At 68.0% G+C, this 26,398-nt stretch carries 27 protein-coding genes and 2 pseudogenes; 6 read left to right on the forward strand and 23 right to left on the reverse strand.

Features of this window, described 5'->3' with window-relative positions:
* Positions 1–67: 67 nt before the first annotated feature.
* Positions 68–505: a hypothetical protein gene (locus tag CFB81_RS34115; protein ID WP_089438190.1), complete on the reverse strand. Its 438-nt coding sequence runs from the start codon at positions 503–505 to the stop codon at positions 68–70.
* On the opposite strand from CFB81_RS34115, the gene CFB81_RS36365 reads away from it, so the two are divergent.
* Complete coding sequence (locus tag CFB81_RS36365) at positions 393–674, forward strand: hypothetical protein (RefSeq protein WP_179236119.1); 282 nt, start codon at positions 393–395, stop codon at positions 672–674. The genes CFB81_RS34115 and CFB81_RS36365 overlap by 113 nt on opposite strands.
* Positions 675–911: 237 nt before the next feature.
* Positions 912–1,046, forward strand: coding sequence for a hypothetical protein (locus CFB81_RS36755; RefSeq protein WP_006405345.1), 135 nt, complete (start codon positions 912–914; stop codon positions 1,044–1,046).
* A 167-nt stretch (positions 1,047–1,213) separates the two neighbouring features.
* On the opposite strand, the gene CFB81_RS34125 is transcribed toward CFB81_RS36755, so the two are convergent.
* The 8 genes from CFB81_RS34125 to CFB81_RS34160 all read right to left on the reverse strand — a co-directional run bounded on the left by CFB81_RS34125 (position 1,214) and on the right by CFB81_RS34160 (position 9,990).
* Positions 1,214–2,401, reverse strand: a complete 1,188-nt coding sequence (locus tag CFB81_RS34125; protein WP_089438069.1) for a YncE family protein — start codon at positions 2,399–2,401, stop codon at positions 1,214–1,216.
* Positions 2,402–2,527: 126 nt separating this feature from the next.
* Positions 2,528–4,030 carry a M81 family metallopeptidase gene (locus tag CFB81_RS34130; RefSeq protein WP_089438070.1) on the reverse strand — a complete coding sequence of 501 codons (1,503 nt, stop codon included), beginning with the start codon at positions 4,028–4,030 and terminating at the stop codon, positions 2,528–2,530.
* Entirely contained in the window at positions 4,027–5,316 is a 1,290-nt protein-coding gene (locus CFB81_RS34135; RefSeq protein WP_089438191.1) for a Zn-dependent hydrolase, read from the reverse strand. The genes CFB81_RS34130 and CFB81_RS34135 overlap by 4 nt, the downstream gene beginning before the upstream one ends.
* Before the next feature lie 32 nt (positions 5,317–5,348).
* Entirely contained in the window at positions 5,349–6,050 is a 702-nt protein-coding gene (locus tag CFB81_RS34140) for an ABC transporter ATP-binding protein (RefSeq protein WP_089438071.1), read from the reverse strand.
* On the reverse strand, positions 6,047–6,814 hold the full coding sequence (locus CFB81_RS34145; protein ID WP_069619782.1) for an ABC transporter ATP-binding protein: 768 nt from the start codon (positions 6,812–6,814) through the stop codon (positions 6,047–6,049). The genes CFB81_RS34140 and CFB81_RS34145 overlap by 4 nt, the downstream gene beginning before the upstream one ends.
* Positions 6,811–7,854 carry a branched-chain amino acid ABC transporter permease gene (locus CFB81_RS34150; RefSeq protein WP_089438072.1) on the reverse strand — a complete coding sequence of 348 codons (1,044 nt, stop codon included), beginning with the start codon at positions 7,852–7,854 and terminating at the stop codon, positions 6,811–6,813. The genes CFB81_RS34145 and CFB81_RS34150 overlap by 4 nt, the downstream gene beginning before the upstream one ends.
* On the reverse strand, positions 7,851–8,711 hold the full coding sequence (locus tag CFB81_RS34155; protein ID WP_050013636.1) for a branched-chain amino acid ABC transporter permease: 861 nt from the start codon (positions 8,709–8,711) through the stop codon (positions 7,851–7,853). The genes CFB81_RS34150 and CFB81_RS34155 overlap by 4 nt, the downstream gene beginning before the upstream one ends.
* Positions 8,712–8,781: 70 nt before the next feature.
* On the reverse strand, positions 8,782–9,990 hold the full coding sequence (locus CFB81_RS34160) for an ABC transporter substrate-binding protein (RefSeq protein ID WP_089438073.1): 1,209 nt from the start codon (positions 9,988–9,990) through the stop codon (positions 8,782–8,784).
* A 229-nt stretch (positions 9,991–10,219) separates the two neighbouring features.
* Here CFB81_RS34160 and CFB81_RS34165 point away from each other — a divergent pair, with 229 nt between their 5' ends.
* Together CFB81_RS34165 and CFB81_RS36760 are read left to right on the forward strand one after the other, a co-directional pair.
* Positions 10,220–11,077, forward strand: a complete 858-nt coding sequence (locus tag CFB81_RS34165; RefSeq protein WP_089438074.1) for a FadR/GntR family transcriptional regulator — start codon at positions 10,220–10,222, stop codon at positions 11,075–11,077.
* Between the two features lie 25 nt (positions 11,078–11,102).
* A pseudogene (locus CFB81_RS36760) lies at positions 11,103–11,279 on the forward strand (AraC family transcriptional regulator); the annotation flags it as partial.
* Positions 11,280–11,439: 160 nt separating this feature from the next.
* Here CFB81_RS36760 and CFB81_RS34175 read toward each other — a convergent pair.
* Positions 11,440–11,814 carry a sugar ABC transporter ATPase gene (locus CFB81_RS34175; protein WP_069619777.1) on the reverse strand — a complete coding sequence of 125 codons (375 nt, stop codon included), beginning with the start codon at positions 11,812–11,814 and terminating at the stop codon, positions 11,440–11,442.
* Between the two features lie 284 nt (positions 11,815–12,098).
* Here CFB81_RS34175 and CFB81_RS34180 point away from each other — a divergent pair, with 284 nt between their 5' ends.
* On the forward strand, positions 12,099–13,088 hold the full coding sequence (locus CFB81_RS34180; RefSeq protein WP_089438076.1) for a helix-turn-helix domain-containing GNAT family N-acetyltransferase: 990 nt from the start codon (positions 12,099–12,101) through the stop codon (positions 13,086–13,088).
* On the opposite strand, the pseudogene CFB81_RS36930 reads toward CFB81_RS34180, so the two are convergent.
* The 9 genes and pseudogenes from CFB81_RS36930 to CFB81_RS34225 all read right to left on the reverse strand — a co-directional run.
* A pseudogene (locus tag CFB81_RS36930) lies at positions 13,064–13,187 on the reverse strand (MFS transporter); the annotation flags it as partial. The gene CFB81_RS34180 and the pseudogene CFB81_RS36930 sit on opposite strands and share 25 nt — an antisense overlap.
* A 279-nt stretch (positions 13,188–13,466) precedes the next feature.
* Positions 13,467–13,796, reverse strand: coding sequence for an H-NS family nucleoid-associated regulatory protein (locus CFB81_RS34185; protein ID WP_069619754.1), 330 nt, complete (start codon positions 13,794–13,796; stop codon positions 13,467–13,469).
* Between the two features lie 325 nt (positions 13,797–14,121).
* The gene (locus CFB81_RS34195) at positions 14,122–15,471 is read right to left on the reverse strand and encodes a reverse transcriptase family protein (protein ID WP_089438077.1); all 1,350 of its coding nucleotides are present in this window, start codon (positions 15,469–15,471) and stop codon (positions 14,122–14,124) included.
* A 328-nt stretch (positions 15,472–15,799) separates the two neighbouring features.
* Positions 15,800–16,555 carry a histidine utilization repressor gene (gene hutC, locus CFB81_RS34200; RefSeq protein WP_089438078.1) on the reverse strand — a complete coding sequence of 252 codons (756 nt, stop codon included), beginning with the start codon at positions 16,553–16,555 and terminating at the stop codon, positions 15,800–15,802.
* A gap of 50 nt (positions 16,556–16,605) precedes the next feature.
* Positions 16,606–18,099 (reverse strand): histidine ammonia-lyase, encoded by a 1,494-nt coding sequence (gene hutH, locus CFB81_RS34205; RefSeq protein WP_069619751.1) that lies wholly within the window; start codon positions 18,097–18,099, stop codon positions 16,606–16,608.
* A 7-nt stretch (positions 18,100–18,106) separates the two neighbouring features.
* Entirely contained in the window at positions 18,107–18,898 is a 792-nt protein-coding gene (locus CFB81_RS34210; RefSeq protein ID WP_069619750.1) for an ABC transporter ATP-binding protein, read from the reverse strand.
* Positions 18,899–18,926: 28 nt separating this feature from the next.
* The gene (locus CFB81_RS34215; protein WP_069619749.1) at positions 18,927–19,673 is read right to left on the reverse strand and encodes an ABC transporter permease; all 747 of its coding nucleotides are present in this window, start codon (positions 19,671–19,673) and stop codon (positions 18,927–18,929) included.
* A gap of 12 nt (positions 19,674–19,685) precedes the next feature.
* Positions 19,686–20,408 carry an ABC transporter permease gene (locus CFB81_RS34220; RefSeq protein ID WP_089438079.1) on the reverse strand — a complete coding sequence of 241 codons (723 nt, stop codon included), beginning with the start codon at positions 20,406–20,408 and terminating at the stop codon, positions 19,686–19,688.
* A 92-nt stretch (positions 20,409–20,500) separates the two neighbouring features.
* Positions 20,501–21,361 (reverse strand): transporter substrate-binding domain-containing protein, encoded by an 861-nt coding sequence (locus CFB81_RS34225; protein ID WP_089438192.1) that lies wholly within the window; start codon positions 21,359–21,361, stop codon positions 20,501–20,503.
* 220 nt (positions 21,362–21,581) lie between these two features.
* On the opposite strand from CFB81_RS34225, the gene CFB81_RS35935 reads away from it, so the two are divergent.
* Complete coding sequence (locus CFB81_RS35935; RefSeq protein WP_143328663.1) at positions 21,582–21,839, forward strand: hypothetical protein; 258 nt, start codon at positions 21,582–21,584, stop codon at positions 21,837–21,839.
* A gap of 38 nt (positions 21,840–21,877) precedes the next feature.
* Here the strand turns inward: CFB81_RS35935 and CFB81_RS34230 are convergent, their stop codons facing one another.
* From CFB81_RS34230 to CFB81_RS34245, 4 genes are all read right to left on the reverse strand, one after another.
* Positions 21,878–22,843, reverse strand: coding sequence for an SDR family oxidoreductase (locus tag CFB81_RS34230; RefSeq protein WP_089438193.1), 966 nt, complete (start codon positions 22,841–22,843; stop codon positions 21,878–21,880).
* Between the two features lie 194 nt (positions 22,844–23,037).
* Positions 23,038–23,451, reverse strand: coding sequence for a DoxX family protein (locus CFB81_RS34235; protein WP_069619746.1), 414 nt, complete (start codon positions 23,449–23,451; stop codon positions 23,038–23,040).
* A 610-nt stretch (positions 23,452–24,061) separates the two neighbouring features.
* Positions 24,062–25,009, reverse strand: coding sequence for a dihydrodipicolinate synthase family protein (locus tag CFB81_RS34240; protein ID WP_089438080.1), 948 nt, complete (start codon positions 25,007–25,009; stop codon positions 24,062–24,064).
* 43 nt (positions 25,010–25,052) lie between these two features.
* On the reverse strand, positions 25,053–26,372 hold the full coding sequence (locus CFB81_RS34245; RefSeq protein WP_089438081.1) for an MFS transporter: 1,320 nt from the start codon (positions 26,370–26,372) through the stop codon (positions 25,053–25,055).
* Positions 26,373–26,398: the final 26 nt, after the last annotated feature.

Consider the following 26,398-nt stretch of genomic DNA (forward strand, 5'->3'; position numbering starts at 1 on the left):
TCAGCCGTCCTTGAGAGGGAGACGAGCGTGCGATTGTAATGCGTGCGGCCGACGCCGCCGTGGCCGCTCAGGCCTGCGTCGACACCAGCCCGCCCGACTGCGAGCCGCCGGATTTCTCGAGCGCCGCGGCGAGTTGCGAGATCGCCGTGGCAAGCGCGGCCGAAATCGCGCCGGCTTCCGCGCTCAGCGACTGCTGCTCGATGGCTGCGGCCGGGTCGTCCTTCGCGCGCTGGGCCGCGGTGGCCATCTGCCGCTCCAGGGTCGCGAGCTGCTTCTGCAGCCGCTCGATCAGCGCCTTCAACTGGGCGACCGCCGGGTCTTCCGGCGATGCGGCCGCAGCGCCCGCTGCGCCGGTGGCGCCGGGGGAATCCTTCGTGCTGGTGGCGCCGGTCGTGCTCACGGCATCCGCCGCGCCGCTGGTGGATGACGTCGCGGCGGGCGGGTTCGCGGTCACGCCGCTGTCCGCGAGCGGCGATCGCGCGGTCGTGGAGAAATCGATCTGCATCGTGTCGGTTCGTGTGTCGGTAAACGAAGTGACGGGGGCGGAAATCGCCTTCCAGTTCATTTACGGCATTCATCACACGAAACTTGAATATCGGGGTCGGGTGAATTGCCGCACGATGACCGACAGTGATCGCGAAAGGGCCAGATTGGCGGCATGGCGGCGCTGGTAAAATCGCCGCTTCGCCGGCGGGATGCGCACGTCGGACGCCTCCTTCAGGCCCGATCGCGCGATGCCGCCGGCCCCGGCTCCGGACTGTCGAGGCACGGCATGCAACGTATGCCGACGACGCCCTCGCGGCTTCCCGAGTCGCCTTTTCCGTCCGCCTGCATGCGTGCCCCGCTCACCGCCCGAGCGGCGAACGCCGTGCGGCACGCATTCACTTCATCACGCATTCGAGGAACACACGATGGCCCGCATCGGCGCCTTCTGCATCACGACGTGGCTCGCCGCCGCGATTCTCTACTTCGGCCAGCACTCCGTCGCGATGATCGCGCTCAGCGGTGTCGTGGTTTTCGGCGGGTTCGATCTGCTGCGTCCGTAACGGCGGTCGTGCGGCCCGGTGCGGCCGTACCGCGCGCTTCTTTTCGCACGCATCCTCGTGTACACGCCGCCGGTTCGCCCGCGCCTTCATCCGTTGAAGGGGCGCGTGCCCCTCACGGCCGAACGGCCCGCATACGCTCCGTCGCCACGAGCCGTGAACAAAGCCCGTCAGCGCGGCAACGTCCTCAACGAAGACGGCCCGCCCGTCAGCGCGATCCGCTTGCCCGTGTCGCGCAGCTTGCCGCCCTCGACCGCATACAACGCAAGCTGCCGTTCGACGTTGAACTGCACGATCACGTGCCGGCTGTCGGCGGTAAACACGATGCCCTGCGCGGCTTCGCCGCCCGGCACCTCGTTCACCTTCACGGCCTGCCCGTCGCGGATCTCGAACAGCAGCACCTTGCCGAGCTTGTGGCGGCCCGGGTTGTCGGCCGTCAGGTTCGAGCCGTCCATTGCCTGCACGGCGATCCACTTCCCGTTCGGCGAAATCGCGACGCCTTCCGGCAGCGACGGCACCGTCAGATACTGGACCGTGCGGAACGGCACGCGCGACACGTCGATCAGCGCGACCGAATCGGCGTCGCCCGCGAGCGTGCCGGTATAGCCCGGCAGTCCGGCGAGCCCGACGTTGCTGACGACGGCCCAGCGGTTGTCGCTCGACACGTCGATCGTGTAAGGCGCGACGCCCGTGCTCAACCGCGTGCCGCTGTCGGTCACCTTGCCGTCGTCGACGTTCAGTACCGCGATGCCCTGCTCGTCGCGCAGCGACACGAGCGCATGCTTGCCGTCGTGCGTGAAGCTGATCCCGGCCAGCCGCTTCTTGCCGATTTTCAGGTTGCCGTCGAGCGTCACCCGCGCGCCGTCGATGCGCAGGATCGACACGCTGCCGTCGACATTGGCGACGAGCGCGAGCCGGCCCGAGCGATCGATCGCGATCCCTTGCGGATGCGTGCCGAGCTCGATGCGCGTGATCGCGGGCGGCGCGGTGTCGAGATTCACGACCTGCAGGAACGTGTCGAACACGAGTTGCTTCGCGGCCGTGTCGTAGCGCGTCGGCGCGCCGACCAGCGCGAGCTTCGCATCGGGCGTGATCGCGACGGCCTGCGGCGGCCCCTGGATGCCGTTCTCGACGTCGACCTGCACCGCGACCTTCGGCGGGAACGTGCTGGCGTCGAGCAGCGTCAGCGTGTCGGCGGGCGGAGAAGGCAGATAGGTGTCGCGGCCCTCGACGCGCTGGTACTTGCCGTCGTTGCCGGACACGATCCAGTCGGCGGCATGCACGGCAACGGTCGTCGTGGCGAGAGTCAGCGCGGCGAGCAGGCGCGCGCTGCGCAGGCGGAAAGGATTCGAATGCATGGCGGTCGGTTCTCCGGATCGGTTGCGGACGCAATGGATTGCCGACCCTGCTGCCCGACGGGCCGGCGCCATCGCATGATGCCCGAAAGCGCGCGCGCCCGGCGTCTCGCACGCGGTTCGGTTCCGTCAATCCGCGCGTCGCGTGCCCGACGACCACTCGACGATGTCGTCGAGCGGATACACCGGCCGCGCGAGCCGCTCGTAGCGGAACAACCCGTAGTCCGAACCGGTCATGCCGCGGCTGTCGCATTCGACCAGCGCGGACGAAATCGGCACGAATACGGGCCGGCAATACATCCGCGACTTCAGCAACAGGAAGCGCGCGCGGCGCGGATCGACGCCCACGCTCTCGAACACGCCGAGATCCCACGGCTCCTGCGTGCGCTCGGTGACGACGAGCGTGGCCGGGCCGATATCGAGCACGGCTGTGCGGCCCATGTACGCACGCTGCCCGGTATACGTCGGCCCGGTAATCACGTATTCCCCGTCGGTGATCGCGCGCACGATGCCCGTCGCGCGAAACGGTTCGCGCCGCACGCCGCCGTGCGACGGCAGCCGGTTGCCGACCGGCACCGTGACGGTTGCGCCGACGCCCGCGTCGATCAGCGCCGCGACGGCTTCGGGGTCGCACAACGGCCCGCTGACGATCCCGTCGAGCCCGTGCGCGAGCGCGGCTTCCAGCAGGTCCATCGTGTCGCACGGGCCGCCCGACATGCAGTTGTCGCCGTGATCGAGCATCAGCACCGGGCGTTCCGCGCCGCGGGCGAGCGCCGCGGCCTGCGCGACCGATTCGGCGAGCGGCGCGCTGCGATAGACGAATGCGTCGCGCGCGTCCCAGATCTGCCGTGCGATGCGCTCGGCCACCGCGTCGGCCGCCGCGCGGTCGCCGTCGGCCACCACGACCACGCTGATGCACGGCGCGGGAATATCCGCGAGCGAGAAGCCGGGCAGGATCGACACCGCGAGCATGCCATCCGCCTCGGCCGCCCGCGCGGCCTCCACCGCGCGCTGCATCGCGCCTTCGGCGCTCGCGCTGCGCAGCGTCGACGTCATCAGCGGCGGCTGCCGCCACGCGAGCACGGGCCGCGCGCGGCCATGAAGCCGGTCGAGCAGCAGCCGTGCCGCATGCTCGCCGGTCTCATACATGTCGACGTGCGGATAGGTCTTGAAACTGACGATCACGTCCGCGTGATCGACCATCTTCTGCGTGACATTCGCGTGCAGGTCGAGCGCCACCGCGATCGGCGCATCGGGCAGCGCCGCGCGCACGCGCGCGAGCAGGTCGCCCTCGCCGTCCGCGCTCTGCTCGGCGACCATCGCGCCGTGCAGGTCCAGCATCACCGCGTCGCAACCGGGTGCGGCCGCAACGATCGCATCGCAGATCGCCGCGTACGCATCGGCCGCAACCGGCCCGCTCGGGTTCGCGGCCGCCGACACGGGCGTCACGATGTCCGCGCCTTCGCGCTCGGCTGCATCGATGAACGCGGCCATCGCGGTGCGCATCCCGCGATTCGCGCGATATGCGTCGTCGCCCCAGTCGGGGCCGCTTCGGCCGAATGCGGCAAGCGGCGTCGGCACCGGCGAGAACGTGTTGGTCTCGTGGTTCATCCGGGCGATCAGGATCTTCATCGCGCATGGCCCTCCGCGATTCCGGCCGCGCCCAGCATCGCGTGCAGCAGCACGTTGCAGCCGGCTTCCAGATGTGCCGGATCGGCGTCCTCGATCTCGTTGTGGCTGATCCCGTCCTTGCACGGCACGAAGATCATCGCGGTCGGCGCCACGCGCGCGAGATACACCGCGTCGTGGCCCGCGCCGCTGATCACGTTCATCGACGACAGTCCGAGTGCATTCGCGCCCGCGCGAACCTGCTCGACCAGTGCCGGATCGAACGGCTGCGGCGGAAAGTACACGACCGGCTCGATGTCGATCCGCATCCCGGCCGTCGCGCCCAGATCCGCGCATGCCGCACGCAGCGCCGCATCCATCGCCGCGAGCGTCGCGTCGTCGGCCGCGCGCAGGTCGACGGTCAGCGTCACGCGGCCGGGAATCACGTTGCGCGAATTCGGGTGCACGTCGACCCAGCCGACCGTGCCGCGTCCGTGCAGCGGATGCGCGCGCGCGATGCCGTTCACCGCACGCACGAGATCGGCCGCGACCAGCAGCGCGTCGCGCCGCAGCGCCATCGGCGTCGGGCCCGCATGCGCCTCCATCCCGTGGACGGTCACGTCGTACCAGCGCTGTCCGAGCGCGCCCTCGACCACGCCGATCGTCGTGTCGTGCGCCTCCAGCACCGGACCCTGCTCGATATGCGCTTCGAAATACGCGCCGACCGGGTGCGCGCCGTTCCCGTCGTCCGCACTGCCCGCGTAGCCGATCGCGGCCAGCGCGTCGCGCACCGACACGCCGTCGCGATCGCATTGCGCGAGCGCATGGTCGAGCGTGAACGCGCCCGCGAACACGCCGGAACCCATCATCACCGGGACGAAGCGCGACCCTTCCTCGTTGGTCCAGACCGCCACCTCGAGCGGTGCGCGCGTGCGCACCCCGGCGTCATCGAGCGTGCGCAGCACCTCGAGGCCGGCCAGCACGCCGTAGTTGCCGTCGAACTTGCCGCCCGTCGGTTGCGTGTCGATATGGCTGCCCGTCGCCACCGGCGGCAGGTCGTCCCGTTCGCCCGCGCGCCGCGCAAAGATATTGCCGATCGCGTCGACGCGCACCGTGCAACCGATTTCCCGCGCCCACGCGACGAACAGGTCGCGCGCGTCGCGATCGAGTTCGGTGAGCGCGAGACGGCACACGCCGCCCTTGTCGGTCGCGCCGATCCGCGCGAGATGCATCAGGCTGTCCCACAGCCGCGCGCCGTCGACGCGCAAGCCGGACGCCGCGACGCCCGGAGTCGAATCCTGTACTTGCATCGTTGCCATTCCTCGCATTCAAAAGGCACGGCTCATGCGACGCCGACGCCCAGGTAGCGGTCCTTCACGTCGTGATCGGCCGCGAACGCCGCGTTGCTGCCTTCGTAGACGATCACGCCCTGTTCGATCACGAAGTGGCGGTCCGCGAGCTGCGTGCACACTTCGAGGTTCTGTTCGACGAGCACGATCGCGACGCCGGCCGCCTTGATCCGCTTCAACTGCTCGACGATTTCCTCGACGATCACCGGGGCCAGCCCCTCGACCGGCTCATCCAGCATCAGCAGCCGCGGATGATTCATCAGCGCGCGGCCGATCGCGAGCATCTGCTGCTCGCCGCCCGACAACTGCGCGCCGCCGTTGCGGCGACGCTCCTTCAGGCGCGGAAAGATCCGGTAGATATCGTCGAGCTGCCACGGCGAATCGCGACGCGCGCCGAGCCGCAGGTTCTCCTCGACCGACAGAAGCCGGAAGATCCCGCGATGCTCGGGCACGAAGCACAGGCCGCGCGCGGCGATCCGGTGCGCCGGCTGCCCGGACACCGGTCGGCCCGCGAACGTCACCGTGCCGCCGGTCGGCGCGACGACGCCCGCGATCGTCTTGAGCGTCGTCGATTTACCCGCGCCGTTGCGGCCGAGCAGCGTCACCGTCTCGCCTTCGTTCACGTTCAGCGAAATGCCCTGCAGCACGTGGCTCTTGCCGTAGCAGGCGTGCACCTCCTTCACGTCGAGCATCATGCGCGGCCTCCCGTGATCATGTTGCCGAGATATGCACTGCGCACGCGCGCGTCGCCGCGAATCGCGTCGGGTTTGCCTTCGACCAGCACGCGCCCCTGCTGCATCACCGTGATCGTGTCCGAAATGTCCATCACGATGCCCATGTTGTGTTCGATCAGCACGACGGTGTAGTCGTCGCGCAAGCCGCGGATCAGCGCCTTCATGTCGTCGAGATCGTCGATCCCCATGCCCGACGTCGGCTCGTCGAGAAAGATCGCGCGCGGCCGCGCCGCCAGCGCCATGCCGACCTCGAGCCGGCGCTGCTGGCCATGCGACAGCACGCCGGCCGCGGTATCGGCGAAGCGCTGCAGGCCGAGCCGCTCGAGGACGTCGTCGACGATGCCGTCATGCGCGAGCGCACCGCGCGGCGGCGTCCACGGATTCAACGCCCGCCGCGATTCGACGCCCTGCGCGGCGACGCGCAGGTTCTCGCGCACGCTCAGGTTCTGAAACAGGCTCGTGACCTGGAACGAGCGTGCGATGCCGCGTCGCACGCGCTTGTGATCGGGTTCGTGCGACACGTCGTGACCGTCGAACAGGATCGAACCCGACGTGATCGGCAGCGTGCCGGTCAGCGTATGGAACAGCGTCGTCTTGCCCGCGCCGTTCGGGCCGATCACCGAATGCACGGTGCGCGGCATGATGCGCAGATCGACGCCGCCCAGCGCGGTGAACTTGCCGTAGCGCTTGACGATGCCGCGCGCTTCGAGAATCGCTTCGCTCATTGCCGCTCCTTGACCGTGGCCGCCGCGCGATCGCTACGCCGCAGCGACGCCACGATGCGTTCGCCCAGCCCCCACAATCCGCGCTGCATGAACAGGCTGACCGCGATCAGCACAAGGCCGAGCAGCAGCAGCCAGCGCGGCCACAGCGTCGACAGCCAGTCCGCGAACAGCACGTAGAACGCCGCGCCGAGCACCGACGCGAACAGGTTGCCCGTGCCGCCGATCACCGTCATCACGAGGATCATCTCGCTCGTGTGGTAGTCGATATTCGACAGCGGTGCGATGCCCGTCATCAACGCGTGCAGCGCGCCCGCCAGGCCCGTGACCGCGCCCGAGATCACGAACGCCGCGAGCTTGAAGCGCTTCACGTCGTAGCCGGCCGCGGCGGCGCGCGCCTCGTTGTCGCGAATCGCGAGCAGCGTGCGGCCGAACACCGAGCGCGATACGCGCAGCAGCAGCCAGAACACCGCGACGAACAGCACCGCGACGAAGCCGTAGTAGCGCCACGGCGAATCGAGCGGGACGAGCGGATGCCCGAACGCGGCGAGCGCCGGGCGCGGGATGTCGAGCAGCCCGTTGTCGCCGCCCGTCACGTCTGGCGTCGTATACGCGAGGAAGTAGAACAGTTGCCCGAACGCGAGCGTCAGCATCACGAAATAGGTGCCGCGCTGCCGGATCGAGAACCAGCCGACGAGTGCGGCCGCGACCGCGCCGAGCACCGCGGCCGCGAGCAACGCGGCCGTCACGGACGCGACGCCGCGCGTCAGCACCAGCCCCGCCGCGTAGCTGCCAAGCCCGAAGAAGATGCCCTGCCCGAACGACAGCAGCCCCGTGTAGCCGAGCAGCAGGTTGCAGCCGAGCGCGGCGAGCGCGAACACCAGCACTTCGGTCGCGAGTGACCCCGAACTCAGCACCAGCGGCAACACGCACGCGGCCACCACCGCGAGCCAGCCTTCCGGCCGCTGCAGCACGCCGCGCCACGGCTGCGGGCGTTGCGACGCTGCCGCGCCCGGCGGCAGCGGTTTCGACGAATCGATCATGCGGCTCTCCCCAGCAAACCGTTCGGACGCAGCAGCAGCACGGCCGCCATCGCGACATAGATCATCAGCCGCGCGCCTTCGGGCCACAGCGTGCTCATCAGGCTCTGCACGATGCCGACCAGCAGCCCGCCGACGAGCGCGCCGAGAAAATTCCCCATCCCGCCGACGACGACCACGACGAACGCGACGCCGAGCGCCTCGATGCCCATGAACGGATCGACGCCGCGGATCGGTGCGGCGAGTACGCCGGCCAGCGCGGCCGTCGCCGCGCCGAGCGCGAACACGAGGCTGAACACGCGCGTCACGTTGATGCCGAGCAGCGACACCATCTCCGTCGATTCGCTGCCCGCGCGCACCGTACTGCCGAGCCGCGTGCCTTCGAGCACCCACCACAGCAACGCGGCGAGCACGGCCGTGAACGCGATCACGAACAGCCGGTACTTCGGGTAGACGAAGCCGCCCCAGATCACGACGCCGTTCAGTGCGTCGGGCGGCGGCACGTTGTCGCCGAGCGGCCCCCACGCGAGGATCGCGCACTCCTGCAGCACGAGCGCGAGCCCGACCGTCGCGAGGATGTGGAATTCATGCTGCTGCGCGTACACATGGCGCAGCACCAGCTTCTCGACGATCCACGCGAACGCGCCGACGACGAGCGGCACGAGCGCGAGCGCGACCCAGAAATTCGCCGACCATTGCAGCGCCTGGTAGCAGAGATACGCACCGAGCAGGTAGAACGCGCCGTGAGCGAAATTCACGAAGCGCAGCAGGCCGAACACGATCGACAGGCCGACCGCGAGCAGGAAATACAGCATGCCCACGCCGATGCCGTTGACGATCTGCAGCAGATAGACGTTCATGGCTTCCGTGTCGGAAAGGAAGGTAACGGACGCCCGCGGCGCGCGATGCGCCGCGAACGCATGCACGGCGTCACGCGAGCTTGCAGCCCGTCCTGTCGAGCGGCAGGAACGACTGGCCGGAGCTGACGATGTCGGCATAGTCGTCCGCGTTCTTCATCCGGCTCTTCGGCTTGCCCTTCAGCAGGTAGTAGTTCTTCAGCACCTGGTGGTCGCCCTTGCGAATTTCCTCGGGGCCGGTGAGGCCGTCGTACTTCATCCCTTCCATCGCCGCGACGACCTTCTTCGGATCGGCGCTGCCGGCCTTCACCATCGCGTCGACCAGGATCTTCGAGCAGATGTACGAACCCGCGAGGCTGTAGTTCGGGTTCGCCTTGAACGCGGCGTTCGCGCGCTTCACGAGATCGCGGTTCAGCGGCGAATCGATGCCGTGCCAGTACTGCGCGCCGAAATACACGCCGTCGCAGATGTCCGGCCCGAGCGCCTCGAACTGCTCGAGGCCCGATGCCCACGCGAGTAGGATCGTGCAGTTGCGCTTCATCCCGAAGCTGACGGCCTGGCGCAGCGTGTCCGACGATTGCGAGCCGAAGTTCAGGATCAGCAGCACGTCCGGCTGCGCGGCCGCCGCGTTCGTCAGGTAGCCGCTGAACTCCTTCTCGGCGAGCGAGTGGTAGCTGTTGCCGATGTGCTCGATGCCCTTCTCCTTGAAGACCGCCTTCGCGGCCGACAGCAGGCCGTCGCCGAACACGTATTGCGGCGTGATCGTGTACCAGCGCTTCGCCTTCGGCAGCATCTGGATCAACGGACGCACCGTCTGCTCGATCGCGCCGAACGTCGGCACCGACCAGCGGAACGTCGCCGCGTTGCAATCCTTGCCGGTGATCTCGTCCGCGCCGGCCGTCGTGATGAACACGCCGTCCGCCTTCTGGACTTCCTTACCCATCGCCAACGATTCGGACGACAAAATACCGCCCGCGAAGAAACGCACGCCCTTCTGCTGTGCGATTTCCTGCACGCGCCGCACGGCGGTCGCGGGCTTGCCCTCGGTGTCGAGCGCCGTATACGCGAGCGGCGCGCCGAGCACCTTGCCGTATTGCTTGACGACGAGCTGCATGCCGAGATCGGCGTACTTGCCGTTGGCGGCGAACGGGCCGGACATCGGTACCGGGCAGGCAAGCTGGATGGGCGAGCCCTGCGCGAACGCGGCCCGGGACGACATGCTGCCGAGCGCGCCCGGCACGGCCGACAGCGCGGCCAGTTTCAACAGTTCTCGGCGATTCAAGTTGACGCTCCTCATGAGGGGGGACACACGCGATACGACCGACTGTCAAACCGTGCCAACGCCATGCCTGGATGCGCGTCGCCGGTTGATCCTATTTATCATGATAAATAGAATGAACCTGATGCTAGAGTTGATCAAAATTGGTGTCAATCAGGCAAAATTCCGTACCCCGCGCCGGGACGATCGTCGACGATGACGCGGCGCGCGGTCAGACAAAGGAGTCGTGAAGATGGTCATGGACCGAGCCAGGGCGGGCCTCGCGGTCGAAATCAAGCAGCCGAAGCGGGCCGACCTCGTCGCCGAGGAGATCAAGCGGCTGATCACCGAGAAGGACCTGAAGCCGGGTGACCGCCTGCCGCGCGAGGCCGAGCTGCAGCAGCTCTACGCGGTGAGCAAGAGCACGATCCGCGAGGCGCTGAAATCGCTCGAGGTGCAGGGGCTCATCAAGGTCACGACGGGGCCGTCGGGCGGCGGGATGGTCGTCGAAGTGCCGCTCGACCGCACGCTTCAGCTCCTGCAGAACTACCTGTTCTTCAAGGACGTGACGATCGACGACATCTATACGGTGCGCAAGCTGCTCGAACCCGAACTGGCCGCCGGCGCCGTGCCGCATCTGACGGAGCGCGACTTCGCGGCGCTGGAAGCGAACATCGCGTGCTGCGACGGCGCGTCGGGCGTGCACGATCGCGGCCACATGCTGCGTCAGCGGCAGGAGGACACGACGTTCCACGACATCCTCGCGGCCGCGAATCCGAATCCGTTCCTGCGCTTCAGCTGCGAACTGATCAACGAGATGATCCGGCAGTTGATCGAGTTCCGGAACGACACGCCGCTCGTCGAGCACAAGCGCTTCGGCGAAGCGAACGTGTCGATCCACAAGGCGATCCTGCACGCCGCGCGCGAGCGCGATGCCGAGCGCGTCCGGGCGCTGATGGTCGAGCACATGACCGAGGCGCCCAAGCACGTGAAGCGGATGAAAGGCAAGCTGCGCGGGCGGTTGATCCTCGATTCCGAGATCCGCAGGCGCGCGGCCGCCGGATCCGTTGCGGCACTCGATGCGGCCGCAACGGATCCGGAAGAACGCTGAGCGACGGCACAGATGCGGCGCGGGCGCACTCGCCGATGCGCTGCACCCGACCGAACGCACGCTGCGCCGCCGGCTCGACAAGGACGGCATCACGTTCCCGTCGCCGCTCGACGACGTGCGTCCCGACGAAGCCGTGCGGTGGCTCGACGCTCATGCGCTGACGGTCGCCGCGATCGCGGAGCGGCTCGGCTACAGCGAGCCGGGCCACGCTTCCATTCCGCTCGCACCGGGCAATACCAACAAGAACCGCGCCAAAAGTACGGCTCAGCGACGGCCGGTTGACGCTGGTCGAATAGGACGCGCGCCGGCGCGGCGATCCGGGCACCCCATGATGCGTGGCGGCGTATCGAAACCGAGACGCGTCAGCGCAGCGGCGTGCGGATTTTTCCGTCGACCTTCAACGTGCGCCGGTCGCGCGCGACCTCGTATTCGACCGTCTGCGCGGGCGTGACCGCGCCATAGGATCGGCCGTTCACATAAACGACGCCATCGCGCAACTCGACCCTGTCGCCGTTGACCGTCGCGGTGGCCCGGTCGCCCTGCAACACCGCGCCCGAACAACCGGCGGTCGAGACGCTGCGGACCGACGTGCCCGGCATCGCGGCGTTCCCGCCCTGGTCCGCCGCATGCGCGGCGCTGCACGGCGGTGCATCCAGCGTGCCGGCCGGGTGGAGCGGCGCCGCCCCGATGCCGCTCCCGGCAAACAACGCGATTGTCATCGGCAGCAGCTTGTTCATCAGGATCTCCGCGGTCCGCAGTCGTCGATCGAGGGTCGATCGGCGCCCTGCTCGCAGATCGGCCTACTCCGCCCAGTATGCGGCCACTTCGCCGCGGGCGGCGATCCGCTTCAATACCCGTCGCGGCCCCGCAGCCCGAGCGTGGTACCAGCGCTGCGCCCGCCAGGCCCCCGGCAGCACGGAAACGCCGGCCCGCAGTAATCGATCCGATGAAAATCCGCCTTGCTCAAGTTGCGACCCGCAACTATTATCGATTGCGATACGCAACCGTTCGGGAGCAAACCATGGACCTCATCGATGCACCGGCCAAGCCGCGCGACGCGACCATCCTCGAGCTGCGCGACTTCTCGCGCAAACTGGTGCGCGAGCTCGGCTTCATGCGTGCGACGCTGGCCGACAGCGACTGGGCGCCGTCGGCCGTGCACGCGATCCTCGAGATCGGGATGGCGCCCGGCATCAACGCGAAGGATCTCGGCGCGATCCTGCGGCTCGACAAGTCGAACGCGAGCCGGCAACTCGCGCGGCTCGAAGCGGCCGGTGTCGTGGAGCGCCGCGTGTCGAGCGAGGATGCACGGGCGATCGAGCTGTACCTGACCGCCGAAGGCAAAAGGCTCCGGAAACGCATCGACACGTTCGCGACCGACCAAGTGTCGAATGCGCTGCGCCGCATGATGCCGGCCGACCAGCAGGCGCTGCTGCGCTCACTCGCGCTGTATGCCGATGCGCTCGCGCAGGATAACGCGGCCAGGGCGAGCGTCGCGCCCACCGATGCGCCGTCGATTCGCGAGGGCTACCAGCCGGGCTGCATCGGCGACATCGCGAGCCTGCATGCGCGCTTCTATGCGGAACACTGGGGTTTCGGCGCGTTCTTCGAGCAGCGGGTGGCGACCGAACTGGCTGCCTTCGCGGGCGCGCTGCCGGCCGACGGCAAGGCGCTCTGGCTGTGCGAGGAAGACGGCCGGACGCTCGCGTCGCTCGCGATCGACGGCGACCCGGCGACCGGCGTCGCGCACCTGCGCTGGTTCATCGTCAACGATGCGTTGCGCGGCTCGGGCGTCGGGCGACAGTTGATGACGCTCGCGATGCGTTTCGTCGACGAACACCGGTTTCGCGAGACCTACCTGTGGACGTTCAAGGGGCTCGACGCCGCACGCCATCTGTACGAGTCGTTCGGCTTTGCGCTGACGAGCGAATCCGCGGGCACGCAGTGGGGGACCGAGGTGGTCGAGCAGCGCTTCAGCCGGCCCGGCAGATCGAAGCCGTCCATCGCATAGCCGATCGCCGATCCGGCCAGCGCTTTCCACGCGTACGCCCCGCTCCACGCGCGGGGCCGACGGGCCGCCGAGCGTCGAAGATTTGATGTTTGCCGCCATGGCGTCCTGCCACGAATGTCCGGCGACACGCTAAGGCCGGTGCCCGCGAACGACGGAATCGGACGCGCGTCGGCCCGCGCTGGCCGGACGGCTGACGCGAAACGGCGGGCAATGCGCGGAAACGGAAAAGAGAAAACGTCGATCCGGTGCGGCGGCGAGGCCGGCGATGTCGCGATCAGGCCGGACACCGAATGAAAGACAGCAGGCCGGCGGGCGATTGCCGGCCGGCCCGCCTGCGCGAACCGGCCGGCGCCGGACGGCCTTGCGGCGCGGCGGGCTTCAGCCCTGATCGTCCCCCGGCCACCAGGTCTTGGCCTCGCGGTCGACGGCGAGCGTGTCGAGATCCTTGCCTTCGAGCCATTTCGGCCGAGGGCCGCGCCCCGACCACGAGCGGCCGGTCGACGGATCGTAGTACTTGGCAGGCGCCTTGCGCTTGCGCTGGACGATGTAGCCGAGCGCGCTCAGCACTTCCTGCTGCGAAATTCCCAACAGCTCGACCTGTTCCTTGAACGCCGCGAGCGCGGCTTGCTTCTCCTTCTGCTTCGCCTCTGACAGCTTGATGTTCAGGTCCCGAAGTTGTGCTTCGAGTTCCTGCAGGGCCTGGGTCATGTATTCATCCTCTTTGGGCATGTTTTTGCAAAAAGCTCCGATGGGCGAACCTACCACGAAGTTCCGCCGATAGGGGCTGTCAAATCGGTGAATCGTCCACCTGAGCCGGCATGATTTGCGCGATGCGCACCAAACGACGTCGTGCGTCAGTGGCAAGCAGGACCAGGCCGGCAACGGGCGGCACGCCGCGCACGCATGCACGGGCGAACGGCGGCGGCAAGTGATCCGCCGCACCCGACACGGGCGCGGCATGGCGCGAATGATAGCAGTGCCGCGGCGTCGCGAGGCAGAAGTCGCTGACCGGAGGCGATGTGGGCCCGACGGTTCAGCGGTCTTCGCCGCCGGCATCCCATTCGATCCGGTCGAACAGCGCGCGCAGCTTCGCGCCGCGCGCCGCATTCAGCGCCGTCGCATGCGCGACGCGTCCGGCCAGATGCGCGCGGAAATCCGGATGCGCGTCGCGATTCTGCGACGCCGGGCCGAGCCGGATGCAGTTGGTGAGGATGGCCTTCAGGCGATCGAACGCGTCGCGCGCCAGGTTCGGATGACGATTGACGACCACGCCGGCCAGTTGCTGGCGCGCGCCGCGCCGCATCACGCGGGTCTTGCGCAATTGCAGCGCGAAGCCTTCCTCGAGTGCGATCGCAGCGACCCGGATCTGCAGCCGCTCGACGTCGCACGCGAGCGCGCCGCCGCCGGAAAACGCGAGATCGTCCGCATAGCGCGTGTAGGTCGCATCGAGCGAACGCGCGAGCGCGGCAAGCCGCATGTCGAACCGGAACGCGCACAGGTTCGCGAGCGCCGGCGACGTCGGCGCACCCTGCGGCAGATGCCGTTCGCGATAGCGCTGGCGGCCGATCCAGTCGAACCGGTCGCGCAAGTCCGGCGCGAGCAGCCGTGCCGACGGCACGCGGTTGGTGCACAAGCCGGTGAGCGCACGCGCGACTTCGGCCGGATACCCGAGCGTCGCGAACAGCGCATGGACGCGCGCGGCGCGCACCGACACGAAGAAATCCGCGAGATCGAAACGCACGACGACATCGCGATCCGCGTGCGGCGCCGCGAACGACACGATCCCGTGTCCCTTGCGAAAACCGTGTACCGCGCCGTGCGGCGCAATGCGATCGAGCAGCCCGTGCAGGATGCGGCGCTGCGCCTCGCGCAGCCGCCCCTTTGGAATTTCGACGAGACGGCACCCGCCGCTGCGCTTGTCGACCGGGACGTACGTGTAGTGATGCAGCGGCGTGGCGCTGCCGCGCGCGTCGACGCGCCAGTGATCGGACAGCCAGTCGAGTTCCGGCGGGCTCACGCCGAGCCAGCCGGCGAGATCGCCGGGCGTCGGCCATTGCGGCACGTCGCAACCGGTGAGCGGCGCCGGCGGCGGTCGCTGGACCAGCGGCCGCCGCACGACGCGGACCACCGCGGGCCGACGGTCGCCATACCATGCCCGCACGAACGCGGGCGCCTCGGCCAGCACTGCCGCGAGCGCGTCGGTGTCGGTATCGGCCCAGTTCGCGCCGAAGCGGACGAGCGCGGCGTCCGCGCATTCGTGCGTCCACGGCGGTGTGTCGCCGAGCACGGCGGCCATCCGCGCGACGATGCCGTCACGTTCCGGCGAACCGGAAAGCATCGCCTCGGCAATCGTTCGGGTGGTGTCGCGCAGGGATGAGTGCATGGACGAAGATGGGCGGGACGACGAGCCAACGTGGCTGGTACTGCGAGGGGTCATGTTGCGCGACGCGCAACGGCGCCCCTTGCGACGCATCGGCGTATCGATCTGATCCACGGGGTAGCCCCGTAGTCCTGGAACATCGGCTGCCTGTTCCGGGCGTGTGCTTGACCCGCCGCCCCGCGTCGCGACTTTAAGCGGCGACGACGCCAGGTGTCAAATCGAGCCGGGCGATGCGCGATGCGCGGCGGCGTCGCGATGCGGTCGCCCGGTTTCCCGACTCGCCCGGCCGAAACGGCAAACGGCCCGCTCCGCCCGGGCCCACCTTGCTTCCCTACATATTGCCCGCCAGATGAAACCGCGACGCCGGATGCCACAGCCTGACCGACGTGGCGACCTGCTCGCCGACCCACGTCCGGCGTCGCAACAGCAAGCATGGCTCACCGATTTCCATCACGAGATGCCGGCGCACCTGCGCATTGGGCTTCTCCGCGTAGATCTGGAACTCCGCACGCTGGATCGGCGCCAGCCGCACCATGTAATGATTCGGCGTCTCGAGCGTGAAGTCCTGCTCCAGATACGCGGGAAACAAGGCCGGATTGACGTAGCGATCCTCGAACTGGATCGGTTCGTCCTCCTCGTAATGCACGATACGTGAATGAAACACGGGCCCCGCGCGCAGTCCGAGCGCGTCGATCGCATCCGGGTCGACGCTGCGCTCGATCATCAACACGCGCGCGCTGTGCCGATGGCCGCGCTCGGCGATTTCGTCCGCGATGTTGCGGATCTCCAGCACCGTCGATTCGTAATGCCGGCGCTCGACGAACGTGCCGGCGCCCTGGATGCGCGTCAGCACGCGCTCGGCCGTCAGTTCGCGCAGCGCGCGCGACACCGTCATCCGGGCCACGCCGAATTCCTTGACCAGCTCCGCCTCGGTCGGGATCGCGGCGCCGGGCTTCCAGTCGCCCTTCGCGATCCGCTCGACGACGTAGCGCTTGATCTGCTGATAGACCGGCAGCGCCCGTGCCGGTACGGTGTCGACCGATGCCAACGCCCGCCGTGCGGAAAGTCTGCGTTCCGTTTCGCTCATGCGCCCTCGACCGGATGATTGTGGGGTGATCGGCCCGTCCTTGACCGTCGTCACTGCAACGACGGCGGCACACCGGCGACGATGCCGGCCGCGATCGCGATATCGTCCGCGAGCGGGCGGTCGTCGTGATATGCCGGCACGCGTTCGCGCACATGCCGCCACAGCGCGTCGGTCGACGCGGCCCGCCCCGTTTCGGCCGGCTGCAAGTCGTACGCCTGCGCGGCCGCCAGCAGTTCGATCGCGAGCACGCGCGTCGTGTTCTCGATGATGTCGAGCGCCTTCAGCGCGGCCGGCGTCGCGTGACACAGGTGATCTTCCTGCAACCCCGACGTGATGCCGCCGTCGAGGCTCGCCGGCGCGGCAAGCCGCTGATTCTGCGCGACCAGCGCGACCGCCGTGTACTGCGCGATCATGAAACCCGAACAACTGCCTCCCGGCGCGGCAAGAAATGCCGGCAGCCCGCTGACGAGCGGATTCACGAGCCGGTCGAGACGCCGCTCGGCGATCGCCGCGACCTGGGCCATCGCCGCCGCGAGGCTGTCCATCGCGAGCGCGATGCCGGCGCCGACCGCATGCGCCTGCGAATGCACGGCCGGCGCCTCCCGCGTGCCGGCGACGATCGGATTGTCGGTGACCGACGCGAGTTCGCGATCGACAACCTCCGCCGTGACGTCGAACACGTCGCGCGCCGCGCCATGCACGTGCGGAATCGTACGCAGGCTCAGCGGATCCTGCGTATGCCGGCCGCTCGCCGCGACGAGCATGCCGCTGTCCGCCAGCAGTGCCCGCAAACGGGCGCCAACCTGCCCGATACCGGGCGAAATGCGCAGCGCGAGCGAAGCCGGATCGAATGCGGCGAGTTGCCCGCCGAGGTTCTCGAAGCTCATCGCCGCGATCCAGTCGGCCCAGTCGAGCAACCGTTCGGCGCGGACCAGCGCGAGCGCCGCCAGCCCCGTGACGCACGGCGTCCCGTTGACGAGGCTCAACCCCTCCTTCGCGCCGAGGACGAGCGGTTCGCGGCCGATGCGCCGCAGCGCCTCGTCGCCGCGTATGCGTTCGCCGCGATGGCGCGCATGGCCGTGCCCGACGCAGACGAGCGCGACGTGCGCCATGTGGGTCAGGTACCCGACCGAGCCGTGCGCCGGCACTTCGGGCAGGCAATCGTGCTCGAGCAGCGCGACGAGCTGTTCGACGACGTCGGCCCGGACACCCGAATGCCCGTGTGCATAGTTGTTGATCGCGGCCGCGATGATCGCGCGCGTTTCGGCCGCGCCGAGCGGCATGCCGACGCCCACCGCATGGCTCATCAGGATGTTGTGCGACAGCGTGCTCTGCTGGGCCGGCGATACGATCACGTCGCACAGCGCGCCGACGCCGGTATTGACGCCGTAGGCGCGAATCCCGCGCGCGACGATCTCGTCGACGAGTTCGCGCGCGGCCACGACACGCGCGCGTGCATCGTCGGCCAACGCGAGCGGCTCGCCGGCCGCCACCGCCGCAACCTGTCGCCAGTCGAGCGGCCGTGCCGCACGGAATACGGTCATGGCAGCCTCAGTTCGTGGTGCGGTCGTGGTGGCTCGACACGAATTGCCGGAAGCGCTCGGAGGTCTGCCCGCCGAACACTTCGTCGGGCGTCCCGTCCGTATCGACCTCGCCCTGATGCAGGAACATCACGCGATTCGACACGTGGCGCGCAAAACCCATTTCATGCGTGACGACCAGCATCGTGCGCCCCTCTTCCGCGAGCGAGCGCATCACGCGCAGCACCTCGCCGACCAGCTCCGGGTCGAGCGCCGACGTCGGTTCGTCGAACAGCATCACCTTCGGATGCATCGCCAGCGCGCGGGCAATCGCGACGCGTTGCTGCTGGCCGCCCGACAGGTGCGCGGGGTAGTAGCCGCGCTTGTCCGCGAGGCCGACGCGTGCGAGCAGCGCCTCGGCCTCCTCCACCGCTTCCGCGCGGCTGCGCTTCTGCACGCGCAGCGGCCCTTCGACGAGGTTGTCGAGCACCGTCATGTGCGACCACAGGTTGAAGTTCTGAAACACCATCCCGAGCTGCGAGCGGATCCGGTCGACCTGGCGCCGGTCGCTCGGATGCAGCTTGCCGTCGCGCGCACGCTTCATCGCCAGTTCTTCGCCGGCGAGCGCGACGGAGCCGTCGTCGGGCGTCTCGAGCAGGTTCAGGCAGCGCAGGAACGTGCTCTTGCCCGATCCGCTCGCGCCGAGGATCGAGATGACGTCGCCCTCGTGCGCGTCGAGCGAAATGCCCTTCAACACGTGATGATCGCCGAACGACTTGTGGATGTTTCTGACCGACAGCGCAACGGGAGCAGGAGTGTTCATCGGATTCTCTTTGAAAGGACTGCGACGCTCAGGATGCGGCGCGCTGAGGATTGCGCGCCGCCGCGGCGGGCGCACCGGACGGCTTCGGCGCACGCAGGTGCCCGGAGAGCCGCCATTCGAGCGCGCCGAGCAGGCGCACGACGATGAAGTTCAGGCCCAGATAGATGAGGGCCGCGCAGACGAACACCTCGGTCGTCCGGTAGGTTTGCTGAATGATCTGCTGCGCGACGCCCGTCACTTCCCACACCGTGACGAGGCTCGCCAGCGCGGTCGACTTGACGAGCAGCACGGCCTCGGTCGAATACGCGGGCAGGCACTGGCGCAGCGCGATCGGGCCGATCACGCGCCGCAGCAGCGCGAAGCCCGACAGGCCGATCGAATAGCCGGCCTCGATCTGCCCGACCGGTACGGCCATCAACCCGCCGCGCAGGATTTCGGCCGTGTAGCCGGCGGTGCACAGCGCCAGCGACAGCACCGCGCAGACGTACGGCTCGCGCAGCACCGGCCACATGAAGCTGTCGCGGATCACGCCGAACTGGCCGAGCCCGTAATACACGAGGAACATCTGGATCAGCAGCGGCGAGCCGCGAAACACGAGGATGTAGGCCCGCGCGAAGCGGTTCGGCAGCCAGCTCGGCGACACGCGCATCGTGACGATCACGAGCGACAGCAGGCCGCCGAGCACGAGCGAGGCGAAGAACAGGCCGAGCGTGGTCGGTACGGCCGCGAGCAGCTGGCGCAGCGTATCGACGAGAAAAGCGAAATCGATGGACATGCCCGTTCTCCGTCAGTTGCGCGCGAAATTGCGGCGGAACGACCGGCCGACGATCGCTTCCGCCCGGTTGAACACGCGGTTCGACACGCCCGTCATCAGCAGATACAGCGCACCGCCCGCGACGAAGAACACGAAGTACTGGTGCGTCGAATTGGCGGCGATCTGGCTCGTGCGGAGCAACTCGGCGAGACCGGTGACCGAGATCAGTGCGGAGTCCTTCAGGCTCAGTTGCCACACGTTGCCGATACCGGGCAGCGCGAAGCGCAGCACCTGCGGCACCAGGATGCGCCGCAGCACCATGCTGCGCGGCATGCCGATCGAGCGCGCCGCTTCGAGCTCGCCTTTCGACACCGCCAGCACCGCCGCGCGATAGACCTCTGCCTGATAGGCGCCCGAGATCATCCCGACCGCGAGCGCACCGATCACGAACGGCGGCACGCCGATGAAGCCTTCCGCGCCGAACCACTGGCCGACGGCCGTCACGAGCGTCGAGCCGCCGAAATAGAACAGATAGATGACGAGCAGTTCGGGCACGCCGCGAAATACCGTCGTATACAGATCGCCGAGCAGGCGCAGGGTGCGGTAGCGCGACAGCTTCGCCGCCGCGATCGCCGCGCCGATCACCGCCCCGACCGCGAGCGCCGCGAGCGTCAGCGCGACCGTCATCAATGCGGCGAGAAGCAGCACACCGCCCCAGCCTTCGGTACCGAAGCCGAGCATTTCAAGAATCTCCATGCGTGCCTCCCTGCATGCGTTGAATGAAACTGCTGGATGCGCGCCGCCACGCGTCGTTCGACGCCCTTACGCGGCGGCGGCCGAACCCGCGCTTACGGCGTGACGTCGGTCTTGAACCACTTGTCGGCGAGCTTCTTCACGGTGCCGTCCGCGAGCGCCGCGCCGATCGCCGTATCGAACTTCGTCTTCAGGTCGGCATCCTGCTTGCGAAACGCGAGCCCCTCGCCCGGCCCCCAGATCGGGCCGCCGAGCTTCGGCCCCGCGAGCACGATCGATGCGTTGTCCTTCTTCGCGTTGTTCGCCGCGTAGTACGTGACGTCGTCGAACGACGCATCGATGCGCCCGGCGACCAGATCGAGATCGCGTTCGGGCGACGTCTTGTACACGCGAATCGACGCAATGTCCTTGAAGCTGTCGTTGATGAATTTCGTGTAGACGGTGCCCGACTGGATACCGATCGTCTTGCCCTTCAGCTGCTTGCGCAGCGTGTCGACGGTCGGCTTGTCCGCGTTGGCGTCACCTGTGAGCTTGACGATCGGCGCGCCGGGCGCGGCCTTCGGCAGGATCTTCGTATCGGTGACGGCGAACGTCGCCGGCGTCGCCGCATACGGACGCGAAAACAGCAGGATCTTTTCGCGCTCCGGCGTGATGGAAATCGCATCCATCAGGACATCGAACTTGCCGGCCTGCAGGCCGGGGATCATCCCGTCCCAGTCCTGCGCGACCATGTTGCACTGCACCTTGATCCGCTCACACACGTTGGCGAGCAGTTCCGGTTCGAAACCGCCCAGCTTGCCGCCCGGCAGCGTGAGGTTCCACGGCGCGTAGCCGCCTTCGAGCGCGACCGTCACCGTCTTCCATTCCTTGGCCTGTACGGGCGCCGCGAGCGTTGCCGCCGCAGCCGCGATGACGCTGATCGTCCTGATTGCCCACTTGATGCGCTTGCCGTTCACGAAAATTCTCCTTGCGTTGAGGTTCGCCATCCCTTCGGTGCAGCAAGCCGCCTCAGGAATTTGTCTATACAAGCATGCAAGAAGAAAAACAGCGAAGCAAGCTGTGGTCAATAAAAACGGGGGAAACGCGGGAAATCCCCTAATTTCAAGGGCCTAGCGTGCATCGTCGCGGGGAATTGCGGCACATGTTTGGTGCAATCCGACTGATCGAATCTCCAGGATGACTAGACAAATTTTGAATTCGATCGCCCGTCCGGGCGACCGGGAAACACATCTGAGGATTGGCGGTGCGCGGAACGCCTGCGCGTTGCCGGATGCGATGGCGCCGCGCAATACGGCATTTGCATCGGACTCGATTGGCCCGCCATCGTCAGCGGCGCGAGTGCTGCGTTCGTCCAATGAATATCGGGCGGCGGGTCGCCTGACGCCCGAAGAGGGGATTGAGCCGCTGTCCGATCCGCAGTGGATTGGCGGGTAACGTCGGCGGAGGTACCACGAGCGTGAAGGACGCCGATCCTACCGCGCCGGCGGCGCATCGCGCAGCACGGACCGCAACGCGGTATCGAACGGCGTCGCGTAATCGATCCCGAGCGCGCGCACGCGCGCGGCATCCAGATGGCAGTCGTACGGACGCGGTGTCGCATCGGTTGGCTGGGTGATTGGCGCGAGCGACGCGTCGATGCCGAGCGCGGCCGCGATTCGCTGCGCGATGTCGTACTTCGTCATCGGCTCCTCGCTCGACCAATGGCGGATGCCCGTGACGGATTCACCCGCGAGATGGCGCAGCGTCAGGTCGCGGATGACCTGCGCGACGTCCGGCGTGTAAGTCGGGTAACGGATCGCCCATGCGTCCATGCCGACTGCGTCGGCGCCCGGCTGTGCCGACGCGACGACGGCCGGCACGAGGCTCGTGACGGCTGATTCGCTCCAGTCGGCGATCGGGCCGAAGAGCAGCGGCAGGCGCAGCACGCATGACAGCGGCGAGGCGGCAAGGAGCGCGGCCTCGCCTTCCAGTTTGGTGCGCCCGTAGATGTTCAGCGGGTTCGGGGCCGCGTCTTCGCCGTAAGGGGCGGCCTTGCCGTCGAAGACGTAGTCGGTCGAAATGCCGAGCGTCCATGCGCCGCATCGCGCGGCGAGCGCGCCGATGCGGGCCGGTGCGGTGACGTTGATGGCGCGGGCGGCGGCCGGGTCGCGTTCGCAGACGTCGGGGCGGCGTTCGGCGGCGCAGAGAATCACCGCTGCCGGTCGGTGGGTTTCAAAGACGCGTTCGAGGGACGGCTGGTCGAGGACATCGAGTTCGGCGATGTTTTCCGGCGGTAACGCAAGCAGTTTCGCGCCGGCGGTTTGCGGGTTCCGGATGGTTGCCAGCAGGGTCAGCGACGGTTCGCGAGCCAGGGAGGCCGCAACCGCGCGGCCGAGCAGGCCGGAGGCGCCGATGAGGAGGACGGTTTTGCGCAGGGTCGACGGGAATGGGTTTGGCATCGGTGCGATCAATCACGGAAAACGAATGGATTATCGAGCCTATTGAATAGCAGGAACGATCGCGGCGCAACGCTTCAGTCTACTGGCTCGCATCCGCGAACATGCGCACCGATCTCTCCGTCGCCCGAAAAAGCAAAACCCGGCGCACTCGCGCGCGCCGGGCTCCCGATACCGAACGGAAACGTCGCCCTGCGTTACTTCCGGTCGACCGAATACCGCCCCGGCCCGCTCAACGCGAGCAATAGCAGCCCGCCGATGATGCTCACGTTCTTGTAGAAGTTGATCATCGCCATGTACTGCTCCATCCCCTGCAGCGCCCAGTAGCGATGGCCGATCAGCGCGGTCGCGAGCGTATAGGCGGCGAACGCCAGCGCGAGCGGACGCGTATAGAAGCCGATCGCGATCAGCACGCCGCCCACCAGCTCGACCGCCACCGCGATCGCGGCCGCCAGCTCGGGCGCCGGGTTGCCGGTCGACGCCATGTACGCGACCGTGCCCGAGAAACCGGTCAGCTTCTGCCAGCCGAACAGCACGAACAGGATCATCATCAGCACGCGAGCCGCCAGCAGCAGCTCGTCCTTCTTCGACTCCAGCGAAACGTAACGCATAGCAATCACCCTTGAATTGACGGTTTGATGCGTCCGGTGCCGCTGCGCGCCGAATCGGCGCGCGATGCCGGCAACGGACCGCTCTTCGCAATCGGACGGCAAGCCATCTGGCCTGCCGCCGAAGAATCCGCCTGGTGGCGCCGCGGCAGGCGGCGCGCTCCGGACCGGTTCTGGCGAAGCACGGGTGCAGTCTACTGTCCCGCTGAAAATCATCAATCCGCCAAACCATGATTCGCTGTCTCGAATTAGTGGACAATCGGCGAAGATCCATCCGTCACGCGACGTCTGCTGGCTACGCAAACCGCCGCCTCCGTCTGTCAGCAAGGTGAAGCTTCTTTACGTTACGGAATCAGTTGATAGTCGACACCGCGCTCGCGGATCGCGGGCGGTTCGAGAGGTCGTGATGGGGCAAATGACCGTCGAACGGTGTGGCGGTATGGCGTACGCATTGCCGCCACCGACGGGATGGGAATCGCGATGATTGGATTGCGCCGCGATCGCGATGCATCGCGCAAGACGAATCGTTCCGGCACGCAACGGGCGTACCGGCCGCATGCACCGCACGCGATGCGATCGCGCGCGGCGCCGCCGGCGCGGCGCACGCCCTCCGTTATAACGCGGCGATCCGCCCGCGGAAATGTTCGGTGCCGGCCACGATCTTGTCGAGCACCGCGTCGAGCGCCCAGAAGCGTTCGCGCACGTCGTAGTCGATCGCACGGCATTTGATCGATGCGAACGTGCCGATCCGCTGGTGATACAGCTTCGCGAGCGCCGGGTAGCCCAGCGCCTCCGATACCGCCGAGACGACGAGGAACGTCGACAGTTCGTCGGCGAGCGCCGGATTCGACTCGCCTTGCGTGCGCAGCCACCGGTAGAGATCGGGATGGAAGTTCGTGAACACGCCGTTGAAACCGGCGGACCCGGCCTTCATCGCGTCCCACGCAATCGCGGCGTTCGCGTTCAGGATCTTCAGCGGCGATCCCTCGGCAAGCGCGACGCGCCGCTTCACCGTCGCGAGATCGCAACTCACGTCCTTGAGCATCACGAACCGGCCCGTGTCGATGCACGCGCGCAATTCGTCATCCGACAGGAGCCGACGGTAAGGTGCCGGGCATTCGTACAGCCCGAGCGGGAGATCCGACGGCAGTCGCGCGAGCAGCCGGTGCAGATGGTCGAGCAACGCGGCGCTGCCCTTGCGTTGCGGATCGAGCCGGTTGGTCACGAGCACGACGCCCTGCGCGCCCGATTCGGCCGCCGCGCACAGTTCGGCGACCTGCGCGTCGAGATCGTCGCTGATGTGGCCCGACGCGACGACCGGCACGCGCCCGCCCACGCGCTCGACCACGAAGCGCGCGAGCGCCGCGCGTTCGGCCAGACTCAGGAACTGCATCTCGCTCGATTGCGCGACCGCGAACAACGCATCCGAGCCGTGCGCCAGATACCATTCGATGAGCCGCTCGAGCCCGGCGTAGTCGATCGCGCCGGCGTCGTCGAACGGCGTCAGCATCACCGGCACGATCCCCTCGATGGCCACGTTCGATTGCTGCGGATGTTGCATCGGTTTCTCCTTCCTTCAGTGAATGCGAATACAGGCTGCACGATCACGCCGGCAACGGTCCGGGCGCGGCGTTCGCGGCCTGTTCGGGAATCGGCTTGCGCACGAGCAGCAGATAGGCCATCGCGCCGGCGAACGCGATCGCCGCCGCGGTGAGCAGCGCGGGCACGAACGACCACGTCTGCGCAATGATGCCGGTCAGGATCGGGGCCAGCGCGCCGCCGATGAAGCCGCCGAAATTCTGTATCGCGCCGAGCGACGCGATGCGGCTCGGCGGTGCGGCCGCCGTCGCGAGCGCCCACGAGCACGCCGACGCCGCGTTGGCGAGAAAGATCACCACCGAAATGCAGGCGAGCGCAACCGTATTGCTCTGCACGAGCGCGGCCGGAATCGTGAACGCGACCATTCCGAGCATCGCGGCCACCACCGCGTTGCGCCGGCTCACGACCGGCGACCGGCTGCGGCGCGTGACGAAATCCGACAGCCAGCCGGCGACCAGCGAACCGACGAACCCGCACAGGAACGGCACCGATGCGGCGAATCCCGTGCGGATCAGGCTCATGTGCCGCTCCATCGTCAGGTAGCCCGGCAGCCAGGTGAGGTACACCCAGTTCAGGTACACGGAGCCGAAGAAGCCGATCAGCATCCCCCACGTCGTGCCGTGCGAGAACAGGCTGCGCCATTCGGCGAAGGTCAGCTTCGGCGCCGCGGCGACGCCTTGCGCATCGGCATCGAGATAATGGCGTTCGGCGGCGGATAGTTGCGCGCGCACCGGGTCGCGATACAGCGCGAACCACACGCCGGCGACGACGAGGCCGAGCGCCCCGGTCACGACGAACGCCCAGCGCCAATGGAACGACGCCACGAGCACCGACAGCAGCAGCGGCGCAAGCGCGGTACCGAGCGGCGACGCGGCATTGAAAATGCCGGTCGGCGTGCCGCGCGCCCGCAGCGGAAACCAGTTGCTCACCACGCGCGCGGCCGACGGGAATTGCGGCGCCTCGCCGATGCCGAGCACGATGCGTGCGACGATGAACCAGCCGAACGTGGATACGATGCCGCCCGCGGCCTGGGCGAACGACCAGACGATCAGCCCGATGCCGAGCAGCCGGCGCGGGCCGATGCGGTCGACCAGCCCGCCGACCGGAAACTGGCACAGCGCGTAGCTCCACGAGAAGGCCGACAGCAGCAGCCCCATCTGCGCGAGCGACAAGCCGAGGTCGCCGCGGATCGCGGAACTCGCGACGGCCAGCGTGCCGCGATCGAGATAGTTGACGATCCCGCTCGCCATCAACAGCGCGAGCGCGATGCGTTGACCGCGCCGAATCCGGGGGGGCGCGTGCGGAACAGCTTGGTTGTCGTTCATGTCGATTGTCTCCGTGTCACTGTAAG

Origin of the sequence: Burkholderia sp. AU28863, from assembly GCF_002223195.1 — a bacterium.
GTDB classification, from domain to species: domain Bacteria; phylum Pseudomonadota; class Gammaproteobacteria; order Burkholderiales; family Burkholderiaceae; genus Burkholderia; species Burkholderia sola.